Here is a 24,143-nt window from a genome sequence, read left to right on the forward strand (position 1 = left end):
CCAGGGTGACTCCTCCATGTTCATGTTGATCCTTTTGGGCGGGGCGGCCGCCTTCTTCGTGGTCGCCATGATCATGGCCGCCTCGTCGAGCAAGAAGAACGGCCAGGGCGGCCAGGGCGGCGGCAGGAACTCCTCCGCCGCGCGCTCCAAGCCGTCCAACTCCTCGGCCGCCGCCCGCCGCGAGGACCTCCGCCTCCCCTACCGCTACGCCGACGACATGATCTTCGTGCACGGCGACTCGGTGTGGACGGGCATGGTCCTGCCCAACGCCATCGACGAGTACCTGAACGCCGGCGAGCTCCAGGCCATGGCCGAGGGCCCGGCCCGCGGTCTGCTGAACCTGGCCCGCGGCGACCGCAACGTCGAGTGCCACTACCGCAAGGTCTACCAGCCGATCACCGCGATGACCTGGGCGGAGGAGCTGAACGCGGTCGCCTGGGAGCCCACCGAGAACTACAAGGCGTACAACCTGCGCAAGGCCGAGTACCAGGAGCGCATCGGCGCCAAGCGCGAGCGCAACATCCTGCTGGTGAAGCTCGGTTCGCTGAAGCGCACCAACGGCGGCAGCGGGGTCGTCGCCCAGGACGACGAGCCGTACGACGAGCCCGGCCTGCTCCAGGGCGTGCGCGGCGCCGCCGACCAGGCCGCCGCCACCGCGACCGGCGTCACGGACGAGTACCTCTCCCCGCACGTCCTCGCCGAGTGGACGCAGGTCGCCGTCGAGGTCCACGAGAGCCTGGAGGGCCTCAAGGGGGCCCCGCTCACCCGCGAGGAACTCGTCTGGCTGATCCGCAAGCCGCTCCACGGCGACCTCCCGGTGCCTCCCGAGCCGGTGCTCGGCTCGCGCGCCTGGGGTCCGAACCAGTTCGACCTGGTCGTCGACTTCTCCGGCGAGAACCGCAAGACGCACATCGTGCTGAACCAGTACGACGAGGTGACGGGCGAGCAGCAGACCAGCTACACCACCACCCTCGTCGCCGCCAACTGGCCCGCGGAGACCCGCTTCCGCCAGTCGACCGCGTGGGCGCGCTACGCCGCCCAGCACGTCGACTTCCCCGTCGAGATCGACATGCGGTTCACGCTCATCCCGTACCTGAAGTTCAAGGACCGCGCCGACAAGATCCGCGGCAACCTGGTCGACGAGATGAACGACATGGCCAACTCCGGCCGCAGCCCCGACACCAAGCTGGCCACGCAGGTCACCCGCGCCCAGGAGCTCGTCGACGACATCGACGAGCACAAGATGCCGGGCATGGAGGCGCAGATCCGCTTCACGATCTCGGCGCACGACGTGAAGGAGCTCGAGCGCCGGCGCCGGGTCCTGGAGATGCAGTTCAAGCAGGACCTGAAGGTCACCCTGCTGCGCCCGACCCGCCAGCAGTGGCGGCTGCTCCAGGCACAGCTCCCCGGCGACGCGCCCAAGCTGCCGATCGCGCCCTACCTGCGGCTCCAGGAGGTCGAGCAGCTCGGCGCCGGACTGCCCACCGCGGGGACGGAGTTGGGCGACAATCCCGAGCACCGTTCCGGCAAGCGTCTGGGCTGGGTCGGCAACCTGGTCGGCTGGGCGGGCAAGATGCCGGTCCACTACTCGCTGCACGTCGGCCCCGCCCGCAACGACGGCGGCGGCCTGGCCATCGTCGGCGCCTCCGGCGGTGGCAAGTCCTCGCTGGCCCTCCAGAAGTTCTACGAGGAGTCGGAGTCGGGCGTCCGCTGCCTGGTCATCGACCCGAAGACCGACTTCGCCCAGCTCTGCTACTACCTGGGCTTCGGCGCCCAGGTGAACGACCCGGCGTTCGCGGGCGACGCGGAAGCGGGCCTCCTCGGCACTCCGGCCAGCAAGTTCCAGCCGGTGAACCCCGAGTTCTGGGCGGAGACGGAGGTCGTCGACCTCCTGAAGGGCCAGGCCGGCGTCCTGGACCCGTGGGTCATCGCCCGCGACGTCCCCGCGGGCCGCCTCCTCGCCGAGTCCATGCTCCGGGGCTTCCTCGGCGACGAGGACTACCAGCGCGTACGCCTCCCCGTCATCGAGGGCATGGCGACCGTCATCGGCCGCTACAACTCCGCGATCCGCCAGGCGGTCGAGCAGGGCCACACCGCCCGCGACGCCGAACTCGCCGTCCCCCGCCCGACGTTGTGGCAGGTCGTGGACGAGGTCGTCGCGGCGTACGACCAAGCGGTGGCCAGCGGCGACCGGGAGGCGATCAAGGACCTGAAGCTCGCGCAGATGCTCCTCACCGAGCTGCGCACGCTCCCCTACGCCCGTCTCTCCTTCGCGGAGCGCCCGCAGCCCCTGTCCAGCATGCGCAAGCGCCGCACGGTCATCACCCTGCGCGGCTTCCAGTCGCCCGCGGCCTCCGACCCGCGCAGCTGGAACCCGGCGGAACGCCTCGCGGCGACGGCCCTCATGGCGGTCGTGGAACTGGGCAGCCAGATGCTCGACGTCGGCTACGAGAAGAACCCGGTGACCGGCGAGATCGGCCTCCGCCCGAAGGCACTGTTCGTCGACGAGGCGTACGTCGTCACGGCGACCGAGTCCGGCCGCGACCTGATGCGCCGCGCGCTGAAGCAGGGCCGCTCCTACCTGGCGGTCACCGTCCTGATCACCCAGCAGGCCATCGACCTGGTCCAGATCGAGGACTCCGAGGCCCGCAGCGGCGGCGCCAACCAGATCCACACGGTCTTCGCCTTCAAGCAGAAGTCGGCGCAGGAGGCGTCCCTGGTGGCCCCTCTGCTGGGCCGCCCGGAGAACGACCCGAAGGTCATCGCGGCCCTCCAGGACCTCCGCACGGGTGTCTGCCTCCAGCGCGACGTCGACAAGCGCGTCGGCACGGTCGCCGTCGACCTGGTCTTCAAGGAGATCCTCGCCGCCACGGACACCAACGGCACCACCCGCCCGGCCCGCCAGGGCGTCAACCCACCGCTGAGCGTCTGGGACTGGACGTTCCTCCAGGAGGTGGAGGAGGACCCGGCACGGTCGGAAGCCCCGGCAACGGCCACGGTATGACGCCCACCACCCGAACCCACCGAGGAGACCGCATCCCCATGTGCCTGTCCAAGCCGCTCGCCACGGGGGCCGTGTCCCTGGCCCTCCTCGCGACAATGAGCGGGTGCGGGTCGGACTCGGACTCCGGGCCCCACCCCGCCTCTGCCTCCGCTGCCGCCCCCGAGGGCGGCAGCCTGCCCAGCGCGAAGTCGCTGGAGGAGGCGCAGGACTTCATCGCCGGAGCGGGCCTGCCGTGCACGGACATCACCACGGACGAAGGCGCGCAGGGAACCCCCGTGGAGGGCTTCCTCGGTCACACCGACGAGGACGACACGGCCAAGGAGCAGCGCGAGGCCGCGGCCTGGTCGATCAAGGAAGCCGGCTTCTGCGGTGACACCAGGTCCGATCTCGGGGGCTGGGTCGTCTACCTGCCCAAGGACATGAAGGCGTTCCAGGAGAACTACCGGGACACGGCCAGGGAGTCGGCGAAGGAAGAGGGATGGGCCGGCCGGCTGAGCCGCGGCAAGTTCCTCATCGGCGCGGACTTCATCGTCGATCCCACGAACTACGAGGCGAGCGACAGCCTGCTCCAGACCGGCCTGATGATCGAGAACTGCGACCCCGACTTCAAGGCACCCGACGGCTACCGCACCCAGGACGCGTCGGCAGACGGCTGCGTACTGACCAACTACCTCTCCGCCGGCTGACGGCCGTCTCCGCAGCAGCCCTTTCCCCGTCTCCGTAAGGATTTTCAGATGCACCCGCCCAGCGTGCTGAGCCGTCGCATACGGAAAACCGGTGTGGCCGTCCGCGCCGGCCTCTTCGTGGTGCTGGCGCTGATCGCCCTCACCCTGGCCGCGCCGAGTTCGGCGTACGCGGACTTCTCCTGCAGTTTCACCGGCGACGAGAGCTACCACATGGACTCGCCGGGCAGTAACGGCGAGGGCATCATGCCCGCCGTCGTGCAGTGGAAGGACAGCGACGGCTCCAAGAACCTCGGTGACGAGACGGGCACGGTCAAGGGCGCCTTCAAGGTCGACCAGGGCCAGGCCAAGCACTACACCCTGTACGAGCTGAACGGCATGCGAGGCCTGAACTGGTCCATGACCTTCAAGGGCAAGGGCGACGCCTCTGAGGAGAACGGCTCGTGGGGCAGTGGGGCCGACTCCTGCCAGGTCATGGCCTATGTCAACAACGGCATCGCCGATGCCGTCTTCTACGGCACCAAGGTGCTCACCCGGTTCTCCATCTCCGTCAAGGAGATGGCGTCCAACCCGAGCCCCTTCTCGGGCCTGTACACGGGCCGCGACAACGTCGTGACGACGCTGCGCGACAACGTCCTGAAGCCCGCCGTCGCGGTCATGATCCTGCTGGTCGGCCTGTGGGTCTTCACCAAATGGCGCAAGGGCGACATGCGCGAGGTGTGGGCGGGAGTCTCCTGGACCGCCCTGACCGTCATCGCCGTCATGGCGTTCCTCACCGGCCACAACTACGACAAGGTCGTCGAGAGCTCCGACAAATGGATCGCCGAGGCCAACTCCGCGCTCAGCTCGACCGTGCTCGCGGGTGTCTCGGGCAAGATGCAGAGCCCGTGCGACCTGCCGAACAACGGCAAGGACGAGCCCGGCCAAGTGGGCCTTCGGCTGTCGAGCTGCGCCATGTACGACACCCTCGCCTTCCGGCCGTGGGCCATGGGGCAGTTCGGGGAGCCGGGTTCCACGTGCATCTTCAAGAACGACACCGGGACGGTCGGCACGGACGGCGTCTGCGCCCTGTCGGAGAAGGCTCCGGAGTGCTCCTGGGGAGAGGGCGTCCGCTGTGCCGACCTGCGCGTGAAGCAGGCCGTGGCCCAGTCATGGACCAACGTCGACAGCCAGATCAAGGGCGTCAGCAACGACAGTAAGTTCAAGGACTGGCAGAAGATCCGCATCGACATCGCCGTCGGCGAGGATGCCGCGGACAAGAGTATCTACCCCGTGGCCTTCAACGACTGGGCCGGCAAGAACGCCACCGACCGGGTGGGCATCGCGTTCTACTCCCTCGTGGCCGCCTTCATCGTCGGCGTGATGGTCCTCGCGCTCAGCGCGCTCACCCTCCTGTGGCACGCGGTCACACTGATCCTGGTCATGCTGCTGCCGCTGGTCGCCACGCTCGGCATCCATCCCTCCCAGCAGAAACTGCTGAAGAGCTGGCTGGAGACGTTCATCCACAGTTTCGTGCTGCGTGCAGGCTTCGGCGTCATCCTGACCGTGCTGCTCGTGCTCTACCAGATGATCCTGCCCGCGCAGATCGCCCTCGGCACCCAGCTGCTCATGCTGCTGCTGGTCACCGTCGCCGTCGTCATGATGCTGAAGAAGCTCCTCGCCGGGAACTTCACCCCGCAGGTCGCGGGCGGCGAAGACGCCCTCGGTATCCGGGACGGAGCCAACGCCACCTTCGACAAGGCGGCCGCCATGGCCCCGGGCCTCGCCATCGGATCCGCCCGTGCCACCGGCCGCGTCGCGGGCACCACCGCCAAGGGCACGGCCCGCGTGACCGGCAGCGCGGCACGCGGCGGCGCCTGGGCCCTGGACAAGTTCGCCAACAAGGGCCGGGGCCGGGCCGCACTGCAGAAGCGAGGCTGGCTCGGCCAGTCCAAGCGCGAGCAGCAACAGACGGCGTACCGGTCGGCTGAGGCAGCGCGCGCCGCCCAGGAGGATCGGAACCGCCAGCCGGAGGAGCAGGAGGCCCAGGCTCCGCCCGCGCCCAAGCGCGGCCGCCGCGTCAGCGACTCGGGCGGCAAGCAGGCGCCACAGCAGTCCGTGCCGTCGACCGAGCCCCGCCCGGCTCCCGCACCGCAGCCGCAGCCGTCCGCGCCACGCCCCCGCCCCGCCCCGGCCGACCCGCCGGCCCCGCCCCGGCAGCCGACGCCGCCGGCGGCTCCGGTCGTCCCCCCGCCGCCCCGGGACCCACGCGGTCCCAGCGGTCGCGTCTGACCCCGCCCCCCAGCCCGTAAGCAGCTTCGAGGAGCCACTCCATGCCCGTCCTGACCGCCGACCGCACCCCCGACCAGCTGGTCGGGGAACTGGCGCGGCTCGTCGAGGTGGACTGGCCCACGGTGTGGGCCGGGGTACCGGAGGACGAGGAGAAGCGGACGCGCTGGTGCGCGGGGTTCGGCTGGCGTCCCCTGTGGTTCGAGTCGGGCCAGTGGGTCCGTACGGCACAGGGCAGCCGCCTCCACCTCGCCTCGGTCGCCCCCGCCCGCCCGGTGACCCGCCTCGAGCACGTCCTGTGGTCGGTACGCGCGGGTGCGGCGGCGGAGAACGAGGCACTGATGTCCCTCGCCGCCCGGAAGTGGCCCGCGTACGTCGCCGCCGTCCAAGCGGTGCTGAGCGTGCCCACCTGGTCCGGCGACTGGGACACGGCCGGTTTCCCGGACCCGCCCGGCCGCGCGTACTGGCAGAACGCCGAGTGGCGTGCGGAACACCGGGACCCGTACCGGCTGGCGGTGTGGTCCTTCCGTACGCCGGGGGCACCGCTGTTCGTGCTCAAGGCGAACCTCGCGGCGGGTACGGCGGCCGGTTGGGGGCCGGGCAGTGCGACGATCTCTCTCGCCTGCCACGGCCCTGCCGACCCCGAGGACGACGGCCCCGGCTGGCTGCTGTGACGACAACCGAGACGAGAGACTGATCATGGGCCTCACTTCAGGACTCCAGGACCGCACCCCGCAGGAACTGGTCACCGAGCTGCGGGGACTGACCGACGTGGACTGGCCGACCATCTGGTCGGGCCCGCCCTATCCGGGCAAGGGCCTGGACATGTGGTGCGCGCAATTCGACTGGGTACCGACCAGTTTCGAGCGAGTGCTCCAGGTGCGCACCGACACCGGCGGCACATTCACCCTCAACAACCTCGCCGGCAGTTGGGCCCCGGTGACCCACGTCAGCCACTGGGTCTGGGGAGTAAGCGCGGAAGCCGTCGAGGACAACCCCGCCCTACTGGCCGAAGCTGCCCGCGCCTGGCCGGTGTACCTGACAGCCACCTGCTCCGTGCTGGGGGAACCGACCTGGGAAGGCGCGTGGGACGCCGAGGACTTCCCCGAGAACCTCGGCAATCACGACGTCGGATCGCGCGCTTACCGGCTCGAGCAGCAGAACCCGCACCGGCTTGCTTACTGGATGCCCCAGCAGACAACCGGCCCGTTGGTGATCATGGAGGTCTCGCTCAAGGCAGATACCGCCGGACCGGCACCCCGTCGTGGCACCGCCAACTTGTCGGTGACCTTCCACCCGCGTCCGGTCGAGATCGGGGGACTGTGAGCCCTCAGCTGATACCCAAGTACATCGAAGAGCTCGCCCTCAACATCGCCAACGAGGAAGCCAAAAACGCACAGGAGGCGAGCACCAGGGAGGGTTCCCTGGCCCTCGCCCGTCGCCTGGAGACCGAATCCGAGACTGCGGGTTTCACCTCCGTCAAGGACTACATCCAAAGCCTGACCACGGATCCCAAGGGCGTGGAACCTCCCGAGGGCACCACCCCGACCAGTGCCTTCTGGTCACACGGAATACCGAATACAAGGGCACCGCTGAACTGGAACAGCGAACGTTTCCTGGACAACCGCTACATTGCCGAGGCCTGGGCCAGAAGCCAGAACAAACGAAATCCCGGTTCGGCCCAGACTCTCGAAACGACGGCGGGAGGCCGCCGTCTGAACGAGATGTACCTCTTCGAAGACGCCGTCCGCAAGGCGCTCGGTGGCGACGAAGAGGGCTACACCTACGCCTGGGCCCGTGAGTGCTGGGGCAACATCTCCCAAACCTACGCCGAGGCGGCCGAAGGTCCCGTCGTCGTCTTCGCCGAGACCGCCCACACCCGGTCGATCCTCTACAACAGCGAACTCCCCACTCTGCACGCCAACCAGCACGTCGGCTTGGACAACATCAACTTCGCATATCCCGCCCCCCAGGCGTGGCCGAAGGAGACGAGGACCGAGGTCGGCACCAACGGCGTGCGCGCTCAGGTGCAGGTCGACGACCCGTCCCTCCCTCACTACGTCGATCCCGTCGCTTACGCGACACAGGACCCCGTAGCCCGCCAAGCCGCTGTGGCCGCCGAATGCGCGTCGGTGACAGCAGAACGCGCAGAACGGACTGTGGAGAAGGCCGGCTCCGCCTCCAGCGCAACGGAGTCCAGGGGCCCCGAAGCCGAGACGCCCGCAGCGGCTGTGCCGAAACAGACGGAGAAGCCGACAGCCTCCATCCCCGTGTGGCAGATGGGCTTCAAACCGACTCCCGTCAAGCCCGAAGCCGCCACCGCCACCTCCACCGTCAAGTCGACGGCTCCGCCCGCTCCCGATCTCGGCAAGCAAGCCACCGGCACGGGGATGGGATGAGCGTGAGAGACAAGGCCGCACGACGCGACACACCCCCGCCCCCGCGCAAGACCCCGGCTCAGCTCCTCCGCCGCCTCCTCCACCAGGACAAGAACGATCCCTGGGCGGTCAAGCTCCTCCCCCGCCTCGTCTTCGGTCTCGCCGCCGCCTACACCCTCTTCGCCATCGCCTCCGAGAGCGGCTCCAGTTTCGTCACCGTTTGCACCCTGATCGTCCTCGGCGGACTGGTCTGGCTGCTCCGCCGCCGCACCCAGCTCCTCCTGGGCCTCGGTTCGACCATCCTCTCCGCAGCGTTCACCGGCTACTTCTCCGCCGTGAGCGACGCGGTCCGCCTGTCCAGCAGCGCCACCGTCACCGGCACAGCCGCCTTCGGCTACTGGGCGCTCGCCGGAATGGCGCTCCTCGGCGCCTGGATGGTGAAGGAGCACCCGGGCCGACGGGGCGTCACCGTCGTGCTCGCGGATGTGATCCTCGTCATCGCGTCCGTCGTCGGGATGTTCCTGCCGGAAGCCGGTGTGCCGCTCGGTTTCCTCGGTGTGCTCGGCGTACTGGCGATGCGCGGAAGCAGCGCGAAAGCGGTTTCGGGCCGGGCCCGCCAGGCACTTGGCCGCCTGCGGACGCCCAAAGCCAGTGACCCGACGGACAGTTGAGGCCCGTGTGAACGTTTCGTCTCGTCACTGTGCCAAGTCGGCACATGCTTTGCAGATGCGTTGCACGGGATTGACGGAACGCTTTAGGCTCCCCCCCGATCACGTATCACCACGGGGGACACCACACATGCCTATGGCCAGCCATACGGCGCTGCCCACGCGTCCCGCGCGCGGGCCGGTACGGGGAGCGGGGGCGGGGACGGGGGCCCACACTCCCGACGCCGCTCTGCCCTGCCAGCGCCGACCGGACGTCTTCCAGCACCCGCTGCTGGAGGCACCCACGGACATTCCGCACACCTCGCCCGAACAGCGCCACCAGCACCTCGTACTGCTCCGCACCGCCCGCGACCTGTGCGCTTCCTGCCCGTTGTGGGCGGAATGCCTCCAGGACGCCGTCGCCCACGCCGAGCCCTACGGCTACGCGGCCGCGACCACGCTCGACGACCGCCGCTGGATCCGCCGCGCCCTCGGCGTCGGCGACGCGAACGGCGATCTGCCCACCCACACGGTGGACGGCCCCGGCGCGGGCCCCGGCTACAGCTCCGGCGAAACGTCCCGCCGCCTGCTGCGCCTGCGTTCCCTCAGCGCCGACACGGCCGCCCGGCACGACGCCGAGCGCGGTCAGCCCGTGCTGGAGCGAATCCTCGACGCGTTCGACGCACGCCAGGACCAACTGGCCAGGCAGCGCAGCGAGTTGCCCGCCATCCCGAGGCAGTTGCACGAGCACACCACCACTCGGCGGACGCACGACGACGGCCACGGTTCCAGACCCATCCACCCGGAAAGCAGGAGCGAGGACATGGCAGCGGCCGAGTCCGGGCAGCGGATCGCCTTCTCGTACGAGGATCCCGCCCAGGCCGTACGACAGGCTCTGCTGGCCCCCCTGATCCGCTCCGCCCTGCCCACGCTCACCGGCCTGGAGCAGCTGGTCACGATGCTGGCGAGCGTGCCCGGCGGCGAGATCGCGCCGGAGCTGCCGGACACCATCCGCGCCGCGCGGAAGGCCGTGGAGGCACTGGCTCCGCAAGGGGGCGGGAGCTCCTGCGGCTCCGCCGAGACCGCCCCGGACGCCGCCGGTCCGCTCCGCGCCCTGACCGGCTCGGTCTCCGTCGAACTCGCCACCACCGACCCGGTGGCGGCCCTGCGCCGCGACTTCCTGGAACCGCTGCTGCGCGAGCTGGCCTCCTCCCTCGCCAACATAGAGAAGGTGGCGACCATGCTGGCCGCGACCGGGGCCCCGGACGGCGACGAGATCCACCTGGAGCCGATCCGCACCGCACTGCAGGGCATCCGCGCGTGCCTCCCGCACCCGGCCCCGACCGGCAGGACGTCCACCGGCACCGGCCAGGCCGCCGCCCTCGCCCCCTCCGGCGCCCCCAGCATCCGGGCGGCCGTGGAGACGGCCGTATCGACCTTCCCCGGCCCCTTCTCGGCCCGCGACGTGCTGCGCGCCCTCCCGCCCGGCGTCTACGGCGACCCCTCGAAGACGATCAGCAACGTACTGTCCGCCCTCGTCAAGTCGGGCCGCCTACAACGCCTCGCCCGAGGCACGTACGCTCGCACCGTCGACATCACCATGGACGTCGCCCTCGACGTCACCGTGGACGTCCCTGAGCAGGACGAGGCGAAGAGCGCCTGAGCCGGAGTTGCTCCGGAAGCGAGCCGGAAGGAACCAAGACACCCGATGACCGAACCGACGCCGCCACCCCCGCCCCCCGCCACGGCGGACGCCCAGGTGCACGTCTTCTCCCCCAACGCCGGCCTGATCGACGGCGTCCCGGTCACCGCCCCGCCCTACGGCGACATCCAGGACGTCGTCCTGGCGATCCTCCAGCAACGCGCCCAGCAACTCGGCGCCCCCACCCCGGCCACCATCACCGACAACCGCTACGGCGGCGCGATCCGCCTCCTGATCCACCCGGACGGCACGACGGAACAGCTGGGCTGAGCCGCCGCCGCCGAGCCCGCACTCAGGCCTGAGGGCCGCTCCGGCCGGGCGGAGGGCTGACCTCGTCGATGTCGGCGAGGATCTGGCGCGTGAGGCGGAGTTCGATCTCCAGGATGTCGCGATCGAACTTTCCCCGGTCCCTCTCGTAGCGAGCCTTGCCCACTTCGGAGGTGAAGGCCGAAGCGGGGACGGCGTCCTGGCCCGGAGGAATGAACTTCAGGACCTCTTCGACGGCGGCAACCGCATAGGCCATCGCGCCGCGATGCTTGTGGTGCTCGGATTCGGGCGTGTTGAGGATCTCCAGCCCGGCGCGGCGCGAGACGTCGGAGGCGACCTCGGCGAACTCACCGGGGTCGATGATCTCGGACGGCTCGGGCCCGCCGAAGGCCGGCGGAGGCGGGGGGATCTCGTCGGCCATCAGGAAGGCGAAGTTCCGGTTGCGGCCGCACTGGCTGCACGGACCCTCGTACACGGCGACGATGCCGTCACCACGCTGCTCCAAGCGGTGTCGGCGGACGAAGTCGGAGCTCCCGCACTCGCATGGGTGCAGGTCCATGTACAGGTGTGCTTCCAGCGAGGAACGGGCTCTCAACATGGGATGATCCTAAAGTCTGTTGTGCGGCGTGCATATGTACAGAGCCTGGGGGAGGGCATCACGTGGACACATCGGCCGATCCGCAGTTCGTCATGGGAACACTCCGGCCGGGCGGACCCGTGCAGCAGCAAGATCTCGTGTGGGCGGCGAGGCGGGACATGGGTGCGGTGGCGTCCGTCGTCCTGGGGGACGGACTGGCCTCCCTCACTCCTGCTGAGACCGAGGACGGGCGCCAGTATTTCGTGTTGCAGGACAGTCGGGGGGAGTCCGCCCAGATCTGGGTGGACGCCATTCCGCTGACGACGGGAGCGATCGCCGACACGGCGACGAACACCGCCTCGCAGAACTACGTCATCCGGGTGTCCGACCGCCTTCCGACCGCGATGCTGGGACGAGTCCTCGCCCACGAACTCGGTGAGCTCGCCGCCGTGCGCGAGCGCGCGGCCGACGGTTTGGTCCCCGTCCGGGAAGACCTGTTGCGGGAAGGAGCGGAGCTCCCCGCGGACCGTCAGCTGTCAGCCTCGGACAGGGGGCGCATCGGGGAGCTCAACTGGCTCGCCGGACAGAGCAAGGACACCGGGCTCTCCTCACAGGAGCAGATGGAGGCGCGCGCGCAGTTCTCCGCACTGCTCGACCCGTACGGCATCCGACCCACTGTCGCTCTGAGCGACGAGGCGGCGTTCCACACCCAGGAAAAAGCGGCACGCGTCCGATACCTGGTGTCGTACGCCTCTCTCTCAAGAGATTCGGTGAGTCTCCTCGAGGATCTCGCCCACCCCATCGAGAACCTCTCCCCCGCCGACGCCACCGCCCTCCAGGCGTCCCGCGACGCCGCCCTGCGCGCGGAACGTCAGGTCGAGGCGTTCATCGGACGGCGTGACGTCACCATGCCCATGCCGGGCTACGACCAGGACGGGCTGCCGCTCCCCCGCGACGAGCTGGAACCCGCCGCCGAGCGATGGGCGGAGTACCGCGCGCAGGTCAGCGAGCGCACCGTGCAGACGCTGGAGGGGCAGCTCGCCGAAGGGCGACTCCCGCTGCGCAAGGTCGTGATCGGCGGCGGCGCGAGCCTCACCGGACGCGATCCGGAGGCGCTGTTGGTGGACGGGGCGGGCCGTTGGCACCTGGACCCCGGGGACGGGATCGTGCAGTCCGCCGACCAGGACCGCGACCTCGCGCAGTGGATGGGCGTCGACCCGTACTCGGCGGTCGAGGATCCCCGGCACCGCATCTCCATCCACGCCGTCCGGGTCTGGGAGGACCAACTCGCCACGCAGGGCGACGTGGTGAACGGCCGCGCCCGGCTGCGCCTGGGACGGGACGGCGAACTCCTGGCAGAAGTAAGCACGTTGGGCGAAGAAGGCAAGGAGAGCGCGACTCCCCTCTGGGTGGCCTGCGCCGGCACGCCCGGCATCGCCACCGGCCTCACACCGGAGCTCGTACCGGGAATGCCGCGCGGAGACTTCCCCGTGGAGAGCCGCGGCGAAGCGGTACGGCTGATCGGCGATCGGCTGCGAGAGCTGGAGGGGCAGGGGATCGCCGGCGCGGGCGATCTGCGCGCCTGGCTGACACAGGCCGAGCGCAGCGGCACGGACACCGGCACCGTGCTCGGCGCCCTGAGTTCCTCCCCGGCACTGAAGGACGCCCTCACGGCCGGCCTGGGCACCGCGGACGAGACCCGCATGGGCAACTGCTTCACCGCCCTCGACTCGACGCAGAAGTGGGAGGCGGCGCGTAGAGCCGCGGCAGGGCGCGTGCTGCTGGGCGACGAGGTCGCCGAGAGCCGTTTCGATCCGCACGCCGCCAAGGAGTGGATCGTCGTGGGTTCCGGCGGAACCGCCGTCGCCAACGCGGAGATCATCCTGATCCAGAATCCCGACGCCCACGTCACGATCATCGGCTCGCGGCCGCCGCCGGCACTGCAGCACCAGGTCCAGTTCCCGGCGATGCAACAGCGGTACGGCCATGGCGAGGGCGGCGAGAAGCGGCTGACCTTCGTCGAGGCACGCGTCGGGGCCATCGAGACCTACCAGGACGAGAAGGGCGAGACCCGCTTCCAGGTCCCCTACACCGAGAAGGGGACCGACGAGCGGCAGGTGGCCCGCAGCGACGGCTACGTCACCAGCCTCGGCCGCACCAACCCCCTCCCGCCCGCCCTCCAGGTCCTCGCCGACGAGGTGCGCGACCGGGGCGGCGAGATCTCCGGGGACCTGCTGTTCGACAAGGACGACCAGTACATCGGCTACGGGCTCACCTTCGCCGTGGACGGCAGGGAACACCGCGTCGACGTGGACGGCGCGGCCTCCTGGCAACTGCCGCGCGAGATCTTCGCCCCGGAGACGGGACTTCAGGCCGAGCTGAACCGGATGGGCCTCCGCGGCCTGCCGTCCGAGACCGGCAACGCGGCCCCCGGCTTCTCCCCGATCGCCCGCCAGAGCGCCCTGCGCGCACGCGCCGTCGCGGCGGCAGCGGCGGGCGACCCCGAGGCGGTACGACGGATGTCGACCATCCCGGAACGCTGGCGACGCCCGGACCTGGGCCAGGGGGCAGAGCCTCCGACCACCGACCCCCAGACCCCCGCCCTGCCCCAGGAAAAGCCCAAGCCGACGGCACAACGGGACCCGCAGGTGAAACGGGGTCCGAAGGCGGAACGGGCCCCGGAGGCGGAACGGGACCCGGAGCCCGTCACCAACCTCGAACCAGCCCCGGCCCCAGCTCCGGCCCCAGCACCGGCACTGGCCCCAGCACCGGCACCGTCCCCGGCACCGGCCCAGTCCCCCACCCCGACCGCGACCCCGACTCCCACCCCGACCACGACCCCGACTCCAGCCCAGCCCCCCACCCCAGCCCAGCCCTCAGTCCCAACCCCGACCCCGGCCCCGACCCCGGCCCCAGCTCCAACCCCCTCTCCCGCCCCCGGCGTCTCCGGTTCGCATCTCTGGCAGATGGGCGTGCGTCGGCGCGGTGCCGACCGGCCGTCCGCCCCCGCCCAGCAGCCGCCGCAGCAAAGGCCGCCGGGCCACGAACGACCCGAGCCGGGCGTCGACATGGACGACTGACAGTCGTACGAGGACGGGGCGGCCGTGGCAACACAAGAGAAGAGGGGCCCGGAGACGAATCTCCGGGCCCCTCTTTCGTATACGTACCGCTGTATACATGCCGCTGGATACGTACCCCTGGATACGTGCCGCTGTATACGTGCCGTCAGGCGTCAGTCCGTCGGCTGCTGCCGCTTCGGCCGCCAGACCACCAACGCGCTGGTCTGCTGCACCTCCTGGTACGGCACCAGGTCCCGCCGGTAGGAGGCGTGCACCGCCGCCTCCCGCTGCTGCATGGCCGCGGCCGCACCGTCCAGCGCGGCCTCCAGCTCCGCGGCCCTGGCCTGGAGCGCGGCCACCTGGTTCTCCAGCTCGATGATCCGCTTGATGCCGGCCAGGTTGATGCCCTCGTCCTGGGACAGGGCCTGCACCGTGCGCAGCAGCTCGATGTCGCGGGCCGAGTAACGGCGCCCCCGGCCGGCGGTGCGGTCGGGGGAGACGAGACCCAGGCGGTCGTACTGGCGTAGCGTCTGCGGATGCAGGCCCGAGAGCTGGGCCGCCACCGAGATGACGTAGACCGGGGTCTCCTGGGTCAGTTCATACGGGTTACGCCGACGGCCGTCCATCACTCTCATGCTCCCTTCGCGGCCTCGAACAGCTCCGCCCGCGGGTCCTCGCCCGCGGTCGCCTCGCGATACGCCTCCAGCGCCTCACGAGCCTTCCCCGACAAGTCCTTCGGAACACTCACCTCGACGGTGACCAACAGGTCGCCGCGGGTGCCGTCCTTGCGGACCGCGCCCTTGCCCCGCGCCCTCATCGTGCGGCCGTTGGGCGTGCCGGGCGGAAGCTTCAAGGTCAGGGACGGTCCACCGAGCGTCGGCACCCTGATCTCGCCGCCGAGTGCCGCCTCGGTGAACGTCACCGGGACGGTCACCGTCAGGTTGTCCTCCTTGCGGCCGAACACCGAGTGCGCGCCGACGTGGACGACGACGTACAGGTCGCCCGCCGGACCGCCACGCTCGCCCGGGGCGCCCTTGCCGCGCAGCCGGATGCGCTGACCGTCCGTCACTCCCGCGGGAATGCGGACCTGCATGGTCCTCGACGACTTCGCGCGGCCGCTGCCCTTGCAGTCCAGGCAGGGATGCTCGGCGATCAGGCCCCGGCCCTTGCAGTCCGGGCAGGGGTCGGTCAGGGAGAAGCCGCCGCCCGAGCCCCTCGCCACCTGGCCCGTGCCCACGCAGGTCGGGCACACGCGGGGGGTGCCGTTCTTGTCGCCCGTCCCCGAACACGCCTTGCAGGGGGCCTGCGAGGACATGCGCAGCGGGACCGTCGCGCCCTCGATCGCCTCCGTGAAGGTCAGGGTGACCTCGGTGTCGATGTCCTGGCCGCGCCGGGGCTGGGTACGGGTCGTGCCGGGGCCGCCACGGTTGAACAGGCCGCCGAACACGTCCCCGATGCCGCCGCCGAAGCCGCCCTGCGCGCCGCCGCCCTGGGCGCCGCCTCCGAAGAGGTCGCCCAGGTCGAAGTTGAAGGAGCCGCCCGCCCCCGGGCCGGGGCGGAAGCCGCCGTTGCCGAAGAGGGCGCGCGCCTCGTCGTACTCCTTGCGCTTCTTGGGGTCACCGAGGACGTCGTTCGCCTCGGAGATCTCCTTGAAGCGCTCCTCCGCCTTGGCGTTGCCCTTGTTGGCGTCGGGGTGGAACTCGCGGGCGAGCTTCCGGTACGCCTTCTTGATCTCGGCCTCGGTGGCGTCCTTGGGGACGCCGAGGACCTTGTAGAAGTCCTTCTCGACGAAGTCCTTGGTGCTCATCCTCGACGTCCCTCCTCCCACCCGCTCATCCGTTCGAGCTCAGCCCTCGTCCGGGCCACCGCTCTCCTTGTCGTCGGCCGCCTCGGCCTCGTCGCCCTTGGCCGCCTGTGCACCGGGCTGCGGTTCGGCGACGGCCACCCGCGCGGGGCGGATGGTGCGCTCGCCGATCCGATACCCGGGCTGCAGGATCGCCACGCACGTCGTCTCGGTGACGTCGGGCGCGTAGCTGTGCATCAGGGCTTCGTGGATCGTCGGGTCGAAGGGCTCGCCCTCCTTGCCGAACTGCTGGAGGCCCATCTTGGCCGCGACGGTCTCCAGCGATTCGCCCACCGACTTGAAGCCGCCGACGAACTCGCCGTGTTCCCGCGCGCGGCCGATGTCGTCGAGCACGGGCAGGAGTTCGGTCAGGAGGTTCGCGATGGCGATCTCCTTGACCGCGATCCGGTCGCGCTCGACCCGGCGGCGGTAGTTCTGGTACTCGGCCTGGAGGCGCTGGAGGTCCGCGGTGCGCTCGCCCAGAGCGGTGCGCACCTGGTCCAGCTGGGCCACCAGACCGGCTGTCTGGTTCGTGTCCCCGGCCGGGGCCTCCCCCGCCGCCGAAGCGGAGGGGGAAGCGGCCTTCGGCTCGGCGTCTTCAGGGGTGGCGCCGGAGGGGACGTCGGGCTTCTCCTCGAAGCCCGGAGTCTCCTCCGTCACGCGGCACCGTCCTTGCGCTCGTCGTCCACGATCTCGGCGTCCACGACGTCGTCGTCCGCCTTCGGGGCGTCGGCCTTGGGAGCGTCGGCGCCCTGACCGGCCTGGGCGTCGGCGTACATGGCCTGGCCGACCTTCTGCGAGACCGCGGCGACCTTCTCGGTGGCCGTGCGGATCTCGGCGGTGTCCTCACCCTTGAGCGCGGCCTTGAGCTCCTCGACGGCGGCCTCGACCTCGGTCTTGACCTCGGCCGGAACCTTGTCCTCGTTGTCCTTGAGGAACTTCTCCGTCTGGTAGACGAGCTGCTCGCCCTGGTTACGGGACTCGGCGGCCTCGCGACGACGGTGGTCCTCGTCCGCGTACTGCTCGGCCTCCTGGCGCATGCGGTCGACCTCGTCCTTCGGCAGCGAGGAGCCGCCGGTGACGGTCATCTTCTGCTCCTTGCCCGTGCCGAGGTCCTTGGCCGTGACGTGCATGATGCCGTTGGCGTCGATGTCGAAGGCGACCTCGATCTGCGGGACGCCACGCGGCGCCGGCGGCAGACCGGTCAGCTCGAACATGCCGAGCTTCTTGTTGTAGGCCGCGATCTCGCGCTCGCCCTGGTAGACCTGGATCTGCACCGACGGCTGGTTGTCCTCGGCCGTCGTGAAGATCTCCGAACGCTTCGTCGGGATCGTCGTGTTGCGCTCGATCAGCTTGGTCATGATGCCGCCCTTGGTCTCGATACCGAGGGACAGCGGGGTCACGTCGAGGAGCAGGACGTCCTTGACCTCACCCTTGAGGACACCGGCCTGGAGCGCGGCGCCGATGGCGACGACCTCGTCCGGGTTGACGCCCTTGTTGGCGTCCTGACCGCCGGTCAGCTCCCGAACGAGCTCGGCGACGGCGGGCATCCGGGTCGAACCACCGACGAGAACGACGTGGTCGATCTCGGAGAGGTTGATGCCGGCGTCCTTGATGACGTTGTGGAACGGCGTCTTGCAGCGCTCCAGCAGGTCGGCCGTCAGCTGCTGGAACTGGGCGCGCGTGAGCTTCTCGTCCAGGTGCAGCGGGCCCTCGGCGGACGCCGTGATGTAGGGCAGGTTGATCGAGGTCTCGGTGGACGAGGACAGCTCGATCTTCGCCTTCTCGGCGGCCTCGCGCAGACGCTGGAGCGCCATCTTGTCCTTGGCGAGGTCCACACCGTGGCCGGCCTTGAACTGCTGCACCAGGTAGTCGACGACACGCTGGTCCCAGTCGTCACCACCGAGGTGGTTGTCGCCGTTGGTGGCCTTCACCTCGACGACGCCGTCACCGATCTCCAGGAGGGACACGTCGAACGTGCCGCCACCGAGGTCGAAGACGAGGATCGTCTGGTCGTCCTTGTCGAGGCCGTACGCGAGCGCGGCCGCGGTGGGCTCGTTGACGATGCGAAGGACGTTGAGACCGGCGATCTCACCGGCTTCCTTCGTCGCCTGGCGCTCGGAGTCGTTGAAGTACGCCGGGACGGTGATGACCGCGTCGGCCACCTTCTCGCCCAGGTAGGCCTCGGCGTCGCGCTTGAGCTTCTGCAGGATGAACGCGCTCATCTGCTGCGGGTTGAAGTTCTTCCCGTCGAGCTCGATCGTCCAGTCCGTGCCCATGTGACGCTTCACGGAGCGGATGGTCCGGTCCACGTTCGTGACTGCCTGGCGCTTGGCCACCTCGCCGACGAGCACTTCACCGTTCTTGGCGAAGGCGACGACGGACGGCGTGGTCCTGGCACCCTCGGCGTTGGTGATGACGGTGGGCTCGCCGCCCTCCAGAACGCTGACGACGGAGTTTGTTGTGCCCAGGTCGATGCCGACCGCACGTGCCATGGTGATCTTCCTCCAGCTGACTTGAGTGGAACGGACTCAAGTGTGCACGAGGCTCACCTCTGGGTCAACAGACCTGAGTCGCACCCACTCAACTCTTATCCGTTCCTTACACGCAAGGAGGCGTTGACCTGCGGCGATACGGAGCGCCCGGTCCGCCGCATCCCAGGTTCCGGGTGAAGCGCCGGGTCCTCGGATTGACGCCGGGGCGCGTACACCGACGCCGAACCCGACCCGGGACGCGGTGCCGGGCGGGACACCGGGCGGGCCGCCTGGCGCGGCGCGGAGCGGCCCGCACGACCGGCGCGCCGGGCACGACGGCCACGCGCGCGTGGCGGCCCGTACACCGCGACCCGCAGCATCCCGAGTACGACGACCAGCGCCCCGCCGGCCACCCACCACACCGCCCGCGCGTCGACCCACCCGGCGTGCACCAGCACCCCGACGAGCACCGCGGCGAAGGCCGCCACCCCGAGCAGCACGGTCACCCCCTGCGCGGTGAGCCCCAGCCGCCGCAGCCGGTGGGCGAGATGGTCGGACGCGCCACGCAGCAACGGCCGTCGGGCCAGTCGCCGCGACAGCACGACCAGGGCGACGTCGGCCACGGCGACCGCGGTGAGCGCGAACAGCACCCCCGCGCCGGCGACCGGATCGTGCCCCGCGCGGGAGATCACGGCGGCCGAGGCGAGGAGGAAGCCCGCGAAGAGCGACCCGCACGCTCCGAGGGCGACACGCGCGGGAGGCCAGTTGTGCATCAGGAACCCGGTCAGCGCGGCGGCGAAGACACTCAGCAGCACCGCCAGCCCGTCCATGACCTCGACCGCGGCGCAGGCGGCCACTCCGAAGGCGGTGACGACCCCGACGGTTCCGGCCACTCCGTCGGCGTGGTCGAGCGACCGGAAGGCGAGGGCGACGAACGTGATCCAGCCGACGCCCGCCGCTCCGGCCACCGCCCCGGTGTCGCCGTACGGCACCACGAAGGCGGCCGCGACCGCCGTACCGACCACCAGGAACCGCGCGTTGAGCCGCCACACGTCCGCGACGAGCCCGAGCGCGGCGACGGCGCCCCCCGCGACGAGCAGCACCTCGATGCCGTCGCCGAGCGGGGCAATGCCCGTCCAGTCCCCGGCGACCGCGACGAGGCAGGTGGCGAGCACCACGGCGGCACCCCCGAACAGAGGCACCCGCCGCTGCCGCTGCCGCCGGTCGAGCAACCCCAGGCGCAGGGCGGGCACGCGCAGCAGCGCGGCGAGGACGGCGGCGAGGAACAGGGCGGTGATGGCGGCGACGATCCCGTAGAGCACGGATATAAATTAGTCACATATGTACCAATTTGGTACGAATAACACGGCCGATTCTCGACCGGATCCCAACCGGAACCCGACCTTCCCTCCACTCCAGCCCGACCCGAACCCGACCCGAACCCGACCGGAACCCGACCGGATCCTGAGGCAACCCTCAGCGACTGAGATCACTCCGCATCCCGCTACAGTGCGACGGAGAATACGGGGTAGTCTCAAACGGACTGCATAAGTTACCGCTTAGTAATTTCCCTCGCAGGCCCGAGGAGCCCCCAAATGCAACTCGCCGCGATCATCGTGTCGCTGCTTCTGACCGTGGTCGGCGTCGCCCTGATCGCACGTGCCATCGGCCAGTTCGTCCGGTACTTCAAGCTGGGCCAGCCGCTCCCCGCCGGAACTCGGACAGACAATCCCTACGCGCGCAGCGTGACGCTGGCACGGGAGTTTCTCGGCCACACGCGGATGAACCGCTGGGGCATCGTGGGCTTCGCCCACTGGTTCGTGGCGATCGGCTTCCTGACGCTGCCGCCGACCCTCGCCCAGGCCTTCGGCCAGCTCTTCCAGGCCGACTGGGTGCTGCCGGTCATCGGCGACTTCCTGCCGTTCGAGCTCTACATCGAGTTCATCGGCGTGATGACGATCCTGGGCATCGTCGTCCTCATGGCGATCCGCCTGCTGAACCTGCCCTCACGCGCAGGCCGCAAGTCGCGCTTCGCCGGCTCCAAGTCCGGTCAGGCCTACTTCGTCGAGTACGTCATCCTCACCATCGGCCTCGCCATCTACGTGCTGCGCGGCCTGGAGGGTGCGCTGCACCACGTGGAGCACTACGAGGCCGGCTACTTCGCCTCGTACCCGCTCGTCCTGGCCTTCAAGGGGCTGGGCGTCACCACGCTCCAGAACCTGGTCTACCTCGTCGCGATGATCAAGATCGGGACGTCGTTCATCTGGATGATCGTGGTCTCGCTCAACACCAACATGGGTGTGGCCTGGCACCGCTTCCTGGCGTTCCCGAACATCTGGTTCAAGCGCAACGCCGACGGCGCCACCGCCCTGGGCGGGTTGCAGCCGATGACGTCGGGCGGGAAGCCGATCGACTTCACCGACCCCGGCGACGACGACGTCTTCGGCGTCTCCCAGGTCGAGCAGTTCTCCTGGAAGGGCCTGCTGGACTTCTCCACCTGCACCGAGTGCGGCCGCTGCCAGTCCCAGTGCCCCGCCTGGAACACCGGCAAGCCGCTCTCCCCCAAGCTCCTGATCATGTCGCTGCGCGACCACGCCCACGCCAAGGCGCCCTACCTCCTCGCGGGTGGCGGCAAGTCGATGGAGGGCGAGGAGAAGGCGTCGGCCGAGCAGCTCGCGGGCGTGCCCGCCGCCGCGCTCGCCGAGGCCGAGCGCCCGCTGATCGGCACCGCCGAAGAAGGCGGCGTCATCGACCCCGACGTGCTGTGGTCGTGCACCACCTGCGGCGCCTGCGTCGAGCAGTGCCCCGTCGACATCGAGCACGTCGACCACATCGTCGACATGCGCCGCTACCAGGTGATGATCGAGTCCGCGTTCCCGTCCGAGGCGGGCACGATGCTCAAGAACCTGGAGAAGAAGGGCAACCCCTGGGGGCTGGCGAAGAAGCAGCGCCTGGAGTGGCTCAAGGAGGTCGACTTCGAGGTGCCGGTCGTCGGCCGGGACATCGAGGACCTCACCGAGGTCGAGTACCTGTACTGGGTCGGCTGCGCCGGCGCCCTCGAAGACCGCGCGAAGAAGACCACGAAGGCGTTCGCCGAGCTCCTCCACATCGCGGGCGTGAAGTTCGCGATCATGGGCGGCGACGAGAAGTGCACCGGTGACTCCGCGCGCCGCCTCGGCAACGAGCCCCTGTTCCAGGAGCTCGGCATGGAGAACGTCATGGCGCTGAACAGCGCCTTCGGCGAGGAGCTGGACGACGACGGCAACACCACCCCGGACTCACGCAAGCCGAAGTCGGCGAAGAAGATCGTCGCGACCTGTCCGCACTGCCTGAACACCCTCGGCAACGAGTACCCGCAGCTCGGCGGCGACTACGAGGTCATCCACCACACCCAGCTGCTCCAGCACCTCATCGACGAGGGCAGGCTGATCCCGGTGACCCCGGTCGAGGGCCTCATCACGTACCACGACCCCTGCTACCTCGGCCGCCACAACAAGATCTACACGCCTCCGCGCGAGATCATCGCCAACGTCCCGGGTCTGCGGAACGAGGAGATGCACCGGCACAAGGAGCGCGGCTTCTGCTGTGGCGCCGGCGGCGCACGGATGTGGATGGAGGAGCGGATCGGCAAGCGCATCAACAACGAGCGCGTCGACGAAGCCCTCTCCCTCAACCCCGACATCATCTCCACCGCCTGCCCCTTCTGCCTCGTCATGCTGACCGACTCGGTCAACGGCAAGAAGAACGACGGCACAGCCAAGGAGTCCATCCAGGTCGTGGACGTCTCCCAGCTGCTCCTGGAGTCGGTCAAGACCCCGGTCGACGACGAGCCCCCGGCAGGCGGCACGCAGACCGAGAGTGAGCCGGAACCACAACCGGTGAAGTAACCCGACCGGCAGCAGCCCGCTCGGCAGCAACCCCACCGGCAGCAGCCCGACCGGCTGTACCGCCGCAGCCGCACCGCCGCCCCCGTGTCCCACCGTGGACACGGGGGCGTCGCCGTTTCACACCTGCACTCCCCGGCCGTCCCCGCGCCCCCTACGACACTTCCCTGATGAACCACCGTTTCCAGCCCCGTTACTCCCCTTAGGGGATGTCACAGGTCGGCAGCAAAGCCGTACCCGGACGGCAGGGTCAGGCACGTCACTCTCCGGGACCAGGTACGTTCGATGACGTGGCTGGATTCAGGATCGGACGCGGCGGCCGGGACAACCGTGCCCCGCAAGCGCGACCGCAACAACCTCCGTACGGGCAGCAGGCGCCCCAGGGACCGTCGCGGTCCTCGGGACCGTCGGGACCCTCGGGGCCGTCGTACGGCTACCCGTCGGGCCAGCAGCCGTACCCGCAGCAGCGTCCGCAGTACGGCGGCACGGGCGCGGGCGGCGGCCAGTGGCCGCAGGCGAACGGCGCAGGGTACGGCGGCCAGAACGGCGACGAGCCGGAGTACTTCGGCGGCGACGCCCCGTACGGTGCTCCGGGCGGCCCCGGCGGTCCCGGCGGCCCGGGGGGTGTCCCGCACGACCCGTACGCCGCGAACAATCCGGGGCACACCCAGGCCTTCTCGATCGACGACCACCACCAGTACGACCAGTACAACCAGGGTGGTACGTACCACGCGGGCTCGGCCCCGGCTGGTCCGGTCGGTCCGCGACTGCACTGGAAGGAGCTGCTGAAGGGCATCGTCCTCGCCCCCAAGCAGACCTTCCTCCAGATGCGGGACTACACGATGTGGGGCCCCGCCCTCGTCGTCACGTTCCTCTACGGCCTGCTCGCGGTCTTCGGCTTCGACGACACGCGTGCGGACGCGATCAACGCGACGCTGTCCAACGCGATCCCGATCGTCCTGACGACGGCCGTCGCGATGGTGCTGAGCTCCTTCATCCTGGGCGTGGTCACCCACTCCCTGGCCCGCCAGCTGGGCGGCGACGGCGCGTGGCAGCCCACGGTCGGCCTCTCCATGCTGATCATGTCCCTCACGGACGCCCCGCGTCTGGTCGTCGCGATGTTCTTCGGCGGCGACGCGTCGTTCGTACAGCTGCTGGGCTGGGCGACGTGGGTGGCGGCCGGCGCCCTGCTGACCCTGATGGTCAGCCGTTCGCACGACCTGCCGTGGCCGAAGGCGCTGGGCGCGTCGTCGATCCAGCTGATCGCACTGCTGTCGATCGTGAAGCTGGGCACGTTCTAGCACCTGGGGAACAGACACCGGTAGGGCCCTCGGCGGATCGCCGGGGGCCCTTGGCA

At 70.0% G+C, this 24,143-nt stretch carries 18 protein-coding genes; 12 read left to right on the forward strand and 6 right to left on the reverse strand.

Annotation, left to right across the window (positions count from 1 at the left end):
• Positions 1 to 16 precede the first annotated feature (16 nt).
• The 9 genes from ACIRPU_RS13330 (at position 17) to ACIRPU_RS13370 (ending at position 10,952) form a co-directional block, all read left to right on the forward strand.
• A complete protein-coding gene (locus tag ACIRPU_RS13330; RefSeq protein WP_403865821.1) occupies positions 17 to 3,004 on the forward strand; it encodes an ATP-binding protein in 2,988 nt (995 codons plus the stop codon).
• 38 nt (positions 3,005 to 3,042) lie between these two features.
• A complete protein-coding gene (locus ACIRPU_RS13335) occupies positions 3,043 to 3,690 on the forward strand; it encodes a hypothetical protein (RefSeq protein WP_403865824.1) in 648 nt (215 codons plus the stop codon).
• 48 nt (positions 3,691 to 3,738) lie between these two features.
• Positions 3,739 to 5,958, forward strand: coding sequence for a hypothetical protein (locus ACIRPU_RS13340; protein WP_403865827.1), 2,220 nt, complete (start codon positions 3,739 to 3,741; stop codon positions 5,956 to 5,958).
• A gap of 41 nt (positions 5,959 to 5,999) precedes the next feature.
• The gene (locus tag ACIRPU_RS13345) at positions 6,000 to 6,629 is read left to right on the forward strand and encodes a hypothetical protein (protein WP_403865830.1); all 630 of its coding nucleotides are present in this window, start codon (positions 6,000 to 6,002) and stop codon (positions 6,627 to 6,629) included.
• Between the two features lie 25 nt (positions 6,630 to 6,654).
• On the forward strand, positions 6,655 to 7,281 hold the full coding sequence (locus ACIRPU_RS13350) for a hypothetical protein (RefSeq protein WP_403865833.1): 627 nt from the start codon (positions 6,655 to 6,657) through the stop codon (positions 7,279 to 7,281).
• On the forward strand, positions 7,278 to 8,354 hold the full coding sequence (locus ACIRPU_RS13355) for a hypothetical protein (protein ID WP_403865836.1): 1,077 nt from the start codon (positions 7,278 to 7,280) through the stop codon (positions 8,352 to 8,354). Before ACIRPU_RS13350 ends, ACIRPU_RS13355 begins: the two co-directional genes overlap by 4 nt.
• Positions 8,351 to 9,004: a hypothetical protein gene (locus ACIRPU_RS13360; RefSeq protein WP_403865839.1), complete on the forward strand. Its 654-nt coding sequence runs from the start codon at positions 8,351 to 8,353 to the stop codon at positions 9,002 to 9,004. The genes ACIRPU_RS13355 and ACIRPU_RS13360 overlap by 4 nt, the downstream gene beginning before the upstream one ends.
• A gap of 127 nt (positions 9,005 to 9,131) precedes the next feature.
• The gene (locus tag ACIRPU_RS13365; RefSeq protein WP_403865842.1) at positions 9,132 to 10,643 is read left to right on the forward strand and encodes a WhiB family transcriptional regulator; all 1,512 of its coding nucleotides are present in this window, start codon (positions 9,132 to 9,134) and stop codon (positions 10,641 to 10,643) included.
• A 45-nt stretch (positions 10,644 to 10,688) separates the two neighbouring features.
• Positions 10,689 to 10,952: a hypothetical protein gene (locus tag ACIRPU_RS13370; RefSeq protein WP_355702545.1), complete on the forward strand. Its 264-nt coding sequence runs from the start codon at positions 10,689 to 10,691 to the stop codon at positions 10,950 to 10,952.
• A 22-nt stretch (positions 10,953 to 10,974) separates the two neighbouring features.
• Here ACIRPU_RS13370 and ACIRPU_RS13375 read toward each other — a convergent pair whose 3' ends face one another.
• Complete coding sequence (locus ACIRPU_RS13375) at positions 10,975 to 11,547, reverse strand: hypothetical protein (protein WP_403865845.1); 573 nt, start codon at positions 11,545 to 11,547, stop codon at positions 10,975 to 10,977.
• A gap of 62 nt (positions 11,548 to 11,609) precedes the next feature.
• Here ACIRPU_RS13375 and ACIRPU_RS13380 point away from each other — a divergent pair, with 62 nt between their 5' ends.
• A complete protein-coding gene (locus ACIRPU_RS13380; RefSeq protein ID WP_403865848.1) occupies positions 11,610 to 14,606 on the forward strand; it encodes a hypothetical protein in 2,997 nt (998 codons plus the stop codon).
• 152 nt (positions 14,607 to 14,758) lie between these two features.
• Here the strand turns inward: ACIRPU_RS13380 and ACIRPU_RS13385 are convergent, their stop codons facing one another.
• The 5 genes from ACIRPU_RS13385 to ACIRPU_RS13405 all read right to left on the reverse strand — a co-directional run bounded on the left by ACIRPU_RS13385 (position 14,759) and on the right by ACIRPU_RS13405 (position 20,224).
• Complete coding sequence (locus ACIRPU_RS13385) at positions 14,759 to 15,211, reverse strand: heat shock protein transcriptional repressor HspR (protein ID WP_020129153.1); 453 nt, start codon at positions 15,209 to 15,211, stop codon at positions 14,759 to 14,761.
• A gap of 5 nt (positions 15,212 to 15,216) precedes the next feature.
• Positions 15,217 to 16,392, reverse strand: a complete 1,176-nt coding sequence (gene dnaJ / locus ACIRPU_RS13390; protein WP_355702541.1) for a molecular chaperone DnaJ — start codon at positions 16,390 to 16,392, stop codon at positions 15,217 to 15,219.
• A 39-nt stretch (positions 16,393 to 16,431) separates the two neighbouring features.
• The gene (gene grpE, locus ACIRPU_RS13395; RefSeq protein WP_384124616.1) at positions 16,432 to 17,088 is read right to left on the reverse strand and encodes a nucleotide exchange factor GrpE; all 657 of its coding nucleotides are present in this window, start codon (positions 17,086 to 17,088) and stop codon (positions 16,432 to 16,434) included.
• Complete coding sequence (gene dnaK / locus ACIRPU_RS13400; protein WP_020129150.1) at positions 17,085 to 18,923, reverse strand: molecular chaperone DnaK; 1,839 nt, start codon at positions 18,921 to 18,923, stop codon at positions 17,085 to 17,087. The genes grpE and dnaK overlap by 4 nt, the downstream gene beginning before the upstream one ends.
• 95 nt (positions 18,924 to 19,018) lie before the next feature.
• On the reverse strand, positions 19,019 to 20,224 hold the full coding sequence (locus ACIRPU_RS13405; RefSeq protein WP_403865853.1) for an MraY family glycosyltransferase: 1,206 nt from the start codon (positions 20,222 to 20,224) through the stop codon (positions 19,019 to 19,021).
• A 273-nt stretch (positions 20,225 to 20,497) separates the two neighbouring features.
• Between ACIRPU_RS13405 and ACIRPU_RS13410 the strand changes: the two genes are divergently transcribed.
• Positions 20,498 to 22,789, forward strand: coding sequence for a heterodisulfide reductase-related iron-sulfur binding cluster (locus ACIRPU_RS13410; protein WP_403865856.1), 2,292 nt, complete (start codon positions 20,498 to 20,500; stop codon positions 22,787 to 22,789).
• 206 nt (positions 22,790 to 22,995) lie between these two features.
• The gene (locus ACIRPU_RS13415; protein WP_403865859.1) at positions 22,996 to 24,087 is read left to right on the forward strand and encodes a Yip1 family protein; all 1,092 of its coding nucleotides are present in this window, start codon (positions 22,996 to 22,998) and stop codon (positions 24,085 to 24,087) included.
• The last annotated feature ends 56 nt before the right edge of the window (positions 24,088 to 24,143 follow it).

Source organism: Streptomyces sp. NPDC102259 (assembly GCF_044766465.1).
In the GTDB taxonomy this organism is placed as follows: Bacteria; Actinomycetota; Actinomycetes; order Streptomycetales; family Streptomycetaceae; genus Streptomyces.

What these genes read in the sequence shown, in the direction of transcription:
- ACIRPU_RS13330 (WP_403865821.1), top strand. Translation starts at nt 17, where the DNA reads ATGTTCATGTTGATCCTTTTGGGCGGGGCGGCCGCCTTCTTCGTGGTC.
- ACIRPU_RS13335 (WP_403865824.1), top strand. Translation starts at nt 3,043, where the DNA reads ATGTGCCTGTCCAAGCCGCTCGCCACGGGGGCCGTGTCCCTGGCCCTC.
- ACIRPU_RS13340 (WP_403865827.1), top strand. Translation starts at nt 3,739, where the DNA reads ATGCACCCGCCCAGCGTGCTGAGCCGTCGCATACGGAAAACCGGTGTG.
- ACIRPU_RS13345 (WP_403865830.1), top strand. Translation starts at nt 6,000, where the DNA reads ATGCCCGTCCTGACCGCCGACCGCACCCCCGACCAGCTGGTCGGGGAA.
- ACIRPU_RS13350 (WP_403865833.1), top strand. Translation starts at nt 6,655, where the DNA reads ATGGGCCTCACTTCAGGACTCCAGGACCGCACCCCGCAGGAACTGGTC.
- ACIRPU_RS13360 (WP_403865839.1), top strand. Translation starts at nt 8,351, where the DNA reads ATGAGCGTGAGAGACAAGGCCGCACGACGCGACACACCCCCGCCCCCG.
- ACIRPU_RS13365 (WP_403865842.1), top strand. Translation starts at nt 9,132, where the DNA reads ATGCCTATGGCCAGCCATACGGCGCTGCCCACGCGTCCCGCGCGCGGG.
- ACIRPU_RS13370 (WP_355702545.1), top strand. Translation starts at nt 10,689, where the DNA reads ATGACCGAACCGACGCCGCCACCCCCGCCCCCCGCCACGGCGGACGCC.
- ACIRPU_RS13375 (WP_403865845.1), bottom strand. Translation starts at nt 11,547, where the DNA reads ATGTTGAGAGCCCGTTCCTCGCTGGAAGCACACCTGTACATGGACCTG.
- ACIRPU_RS13385 (WP_020129153.1), bottom strand. Translation starts at nt 15,211, where the DNA reads ATGGACGGCCGTCGGCGTAACCCGTATGAACTGACCCAGGAGACCCCG.
- dnaJ (WP_355702541.1), bottom strand. Translation starts at nt 16,392, where the DNA reads ATGAGCACCAAGGACTTCGTCGAGAAGGACTTCTACAAGGTCCTCGGC.
- dnaK (WP_020129150.1), bottom strand. Translation starts at nt 18,923, where the DNA reads ATGGCACGTGCGGTCGGCATCGACCTGGGCACAACAAACTCCGTCGTC.
- ACIRPU_RS13410 (WP_403865856.1), top strand. Translation starts at nt 20,498, where the DNA reads ATGCAACTCGCCGCGATCATCGTGTCGCTGCTTCTGACCGTGGTCGGC.
- ACIRPU_RS13415 (WP_403865859.1), top strand. Translation starts at nt 22,996, where the DNA reads ATGTCACAGGTCGGCAGCAAAGCCGTACCCGGACGGCAGGGTCAGGCA.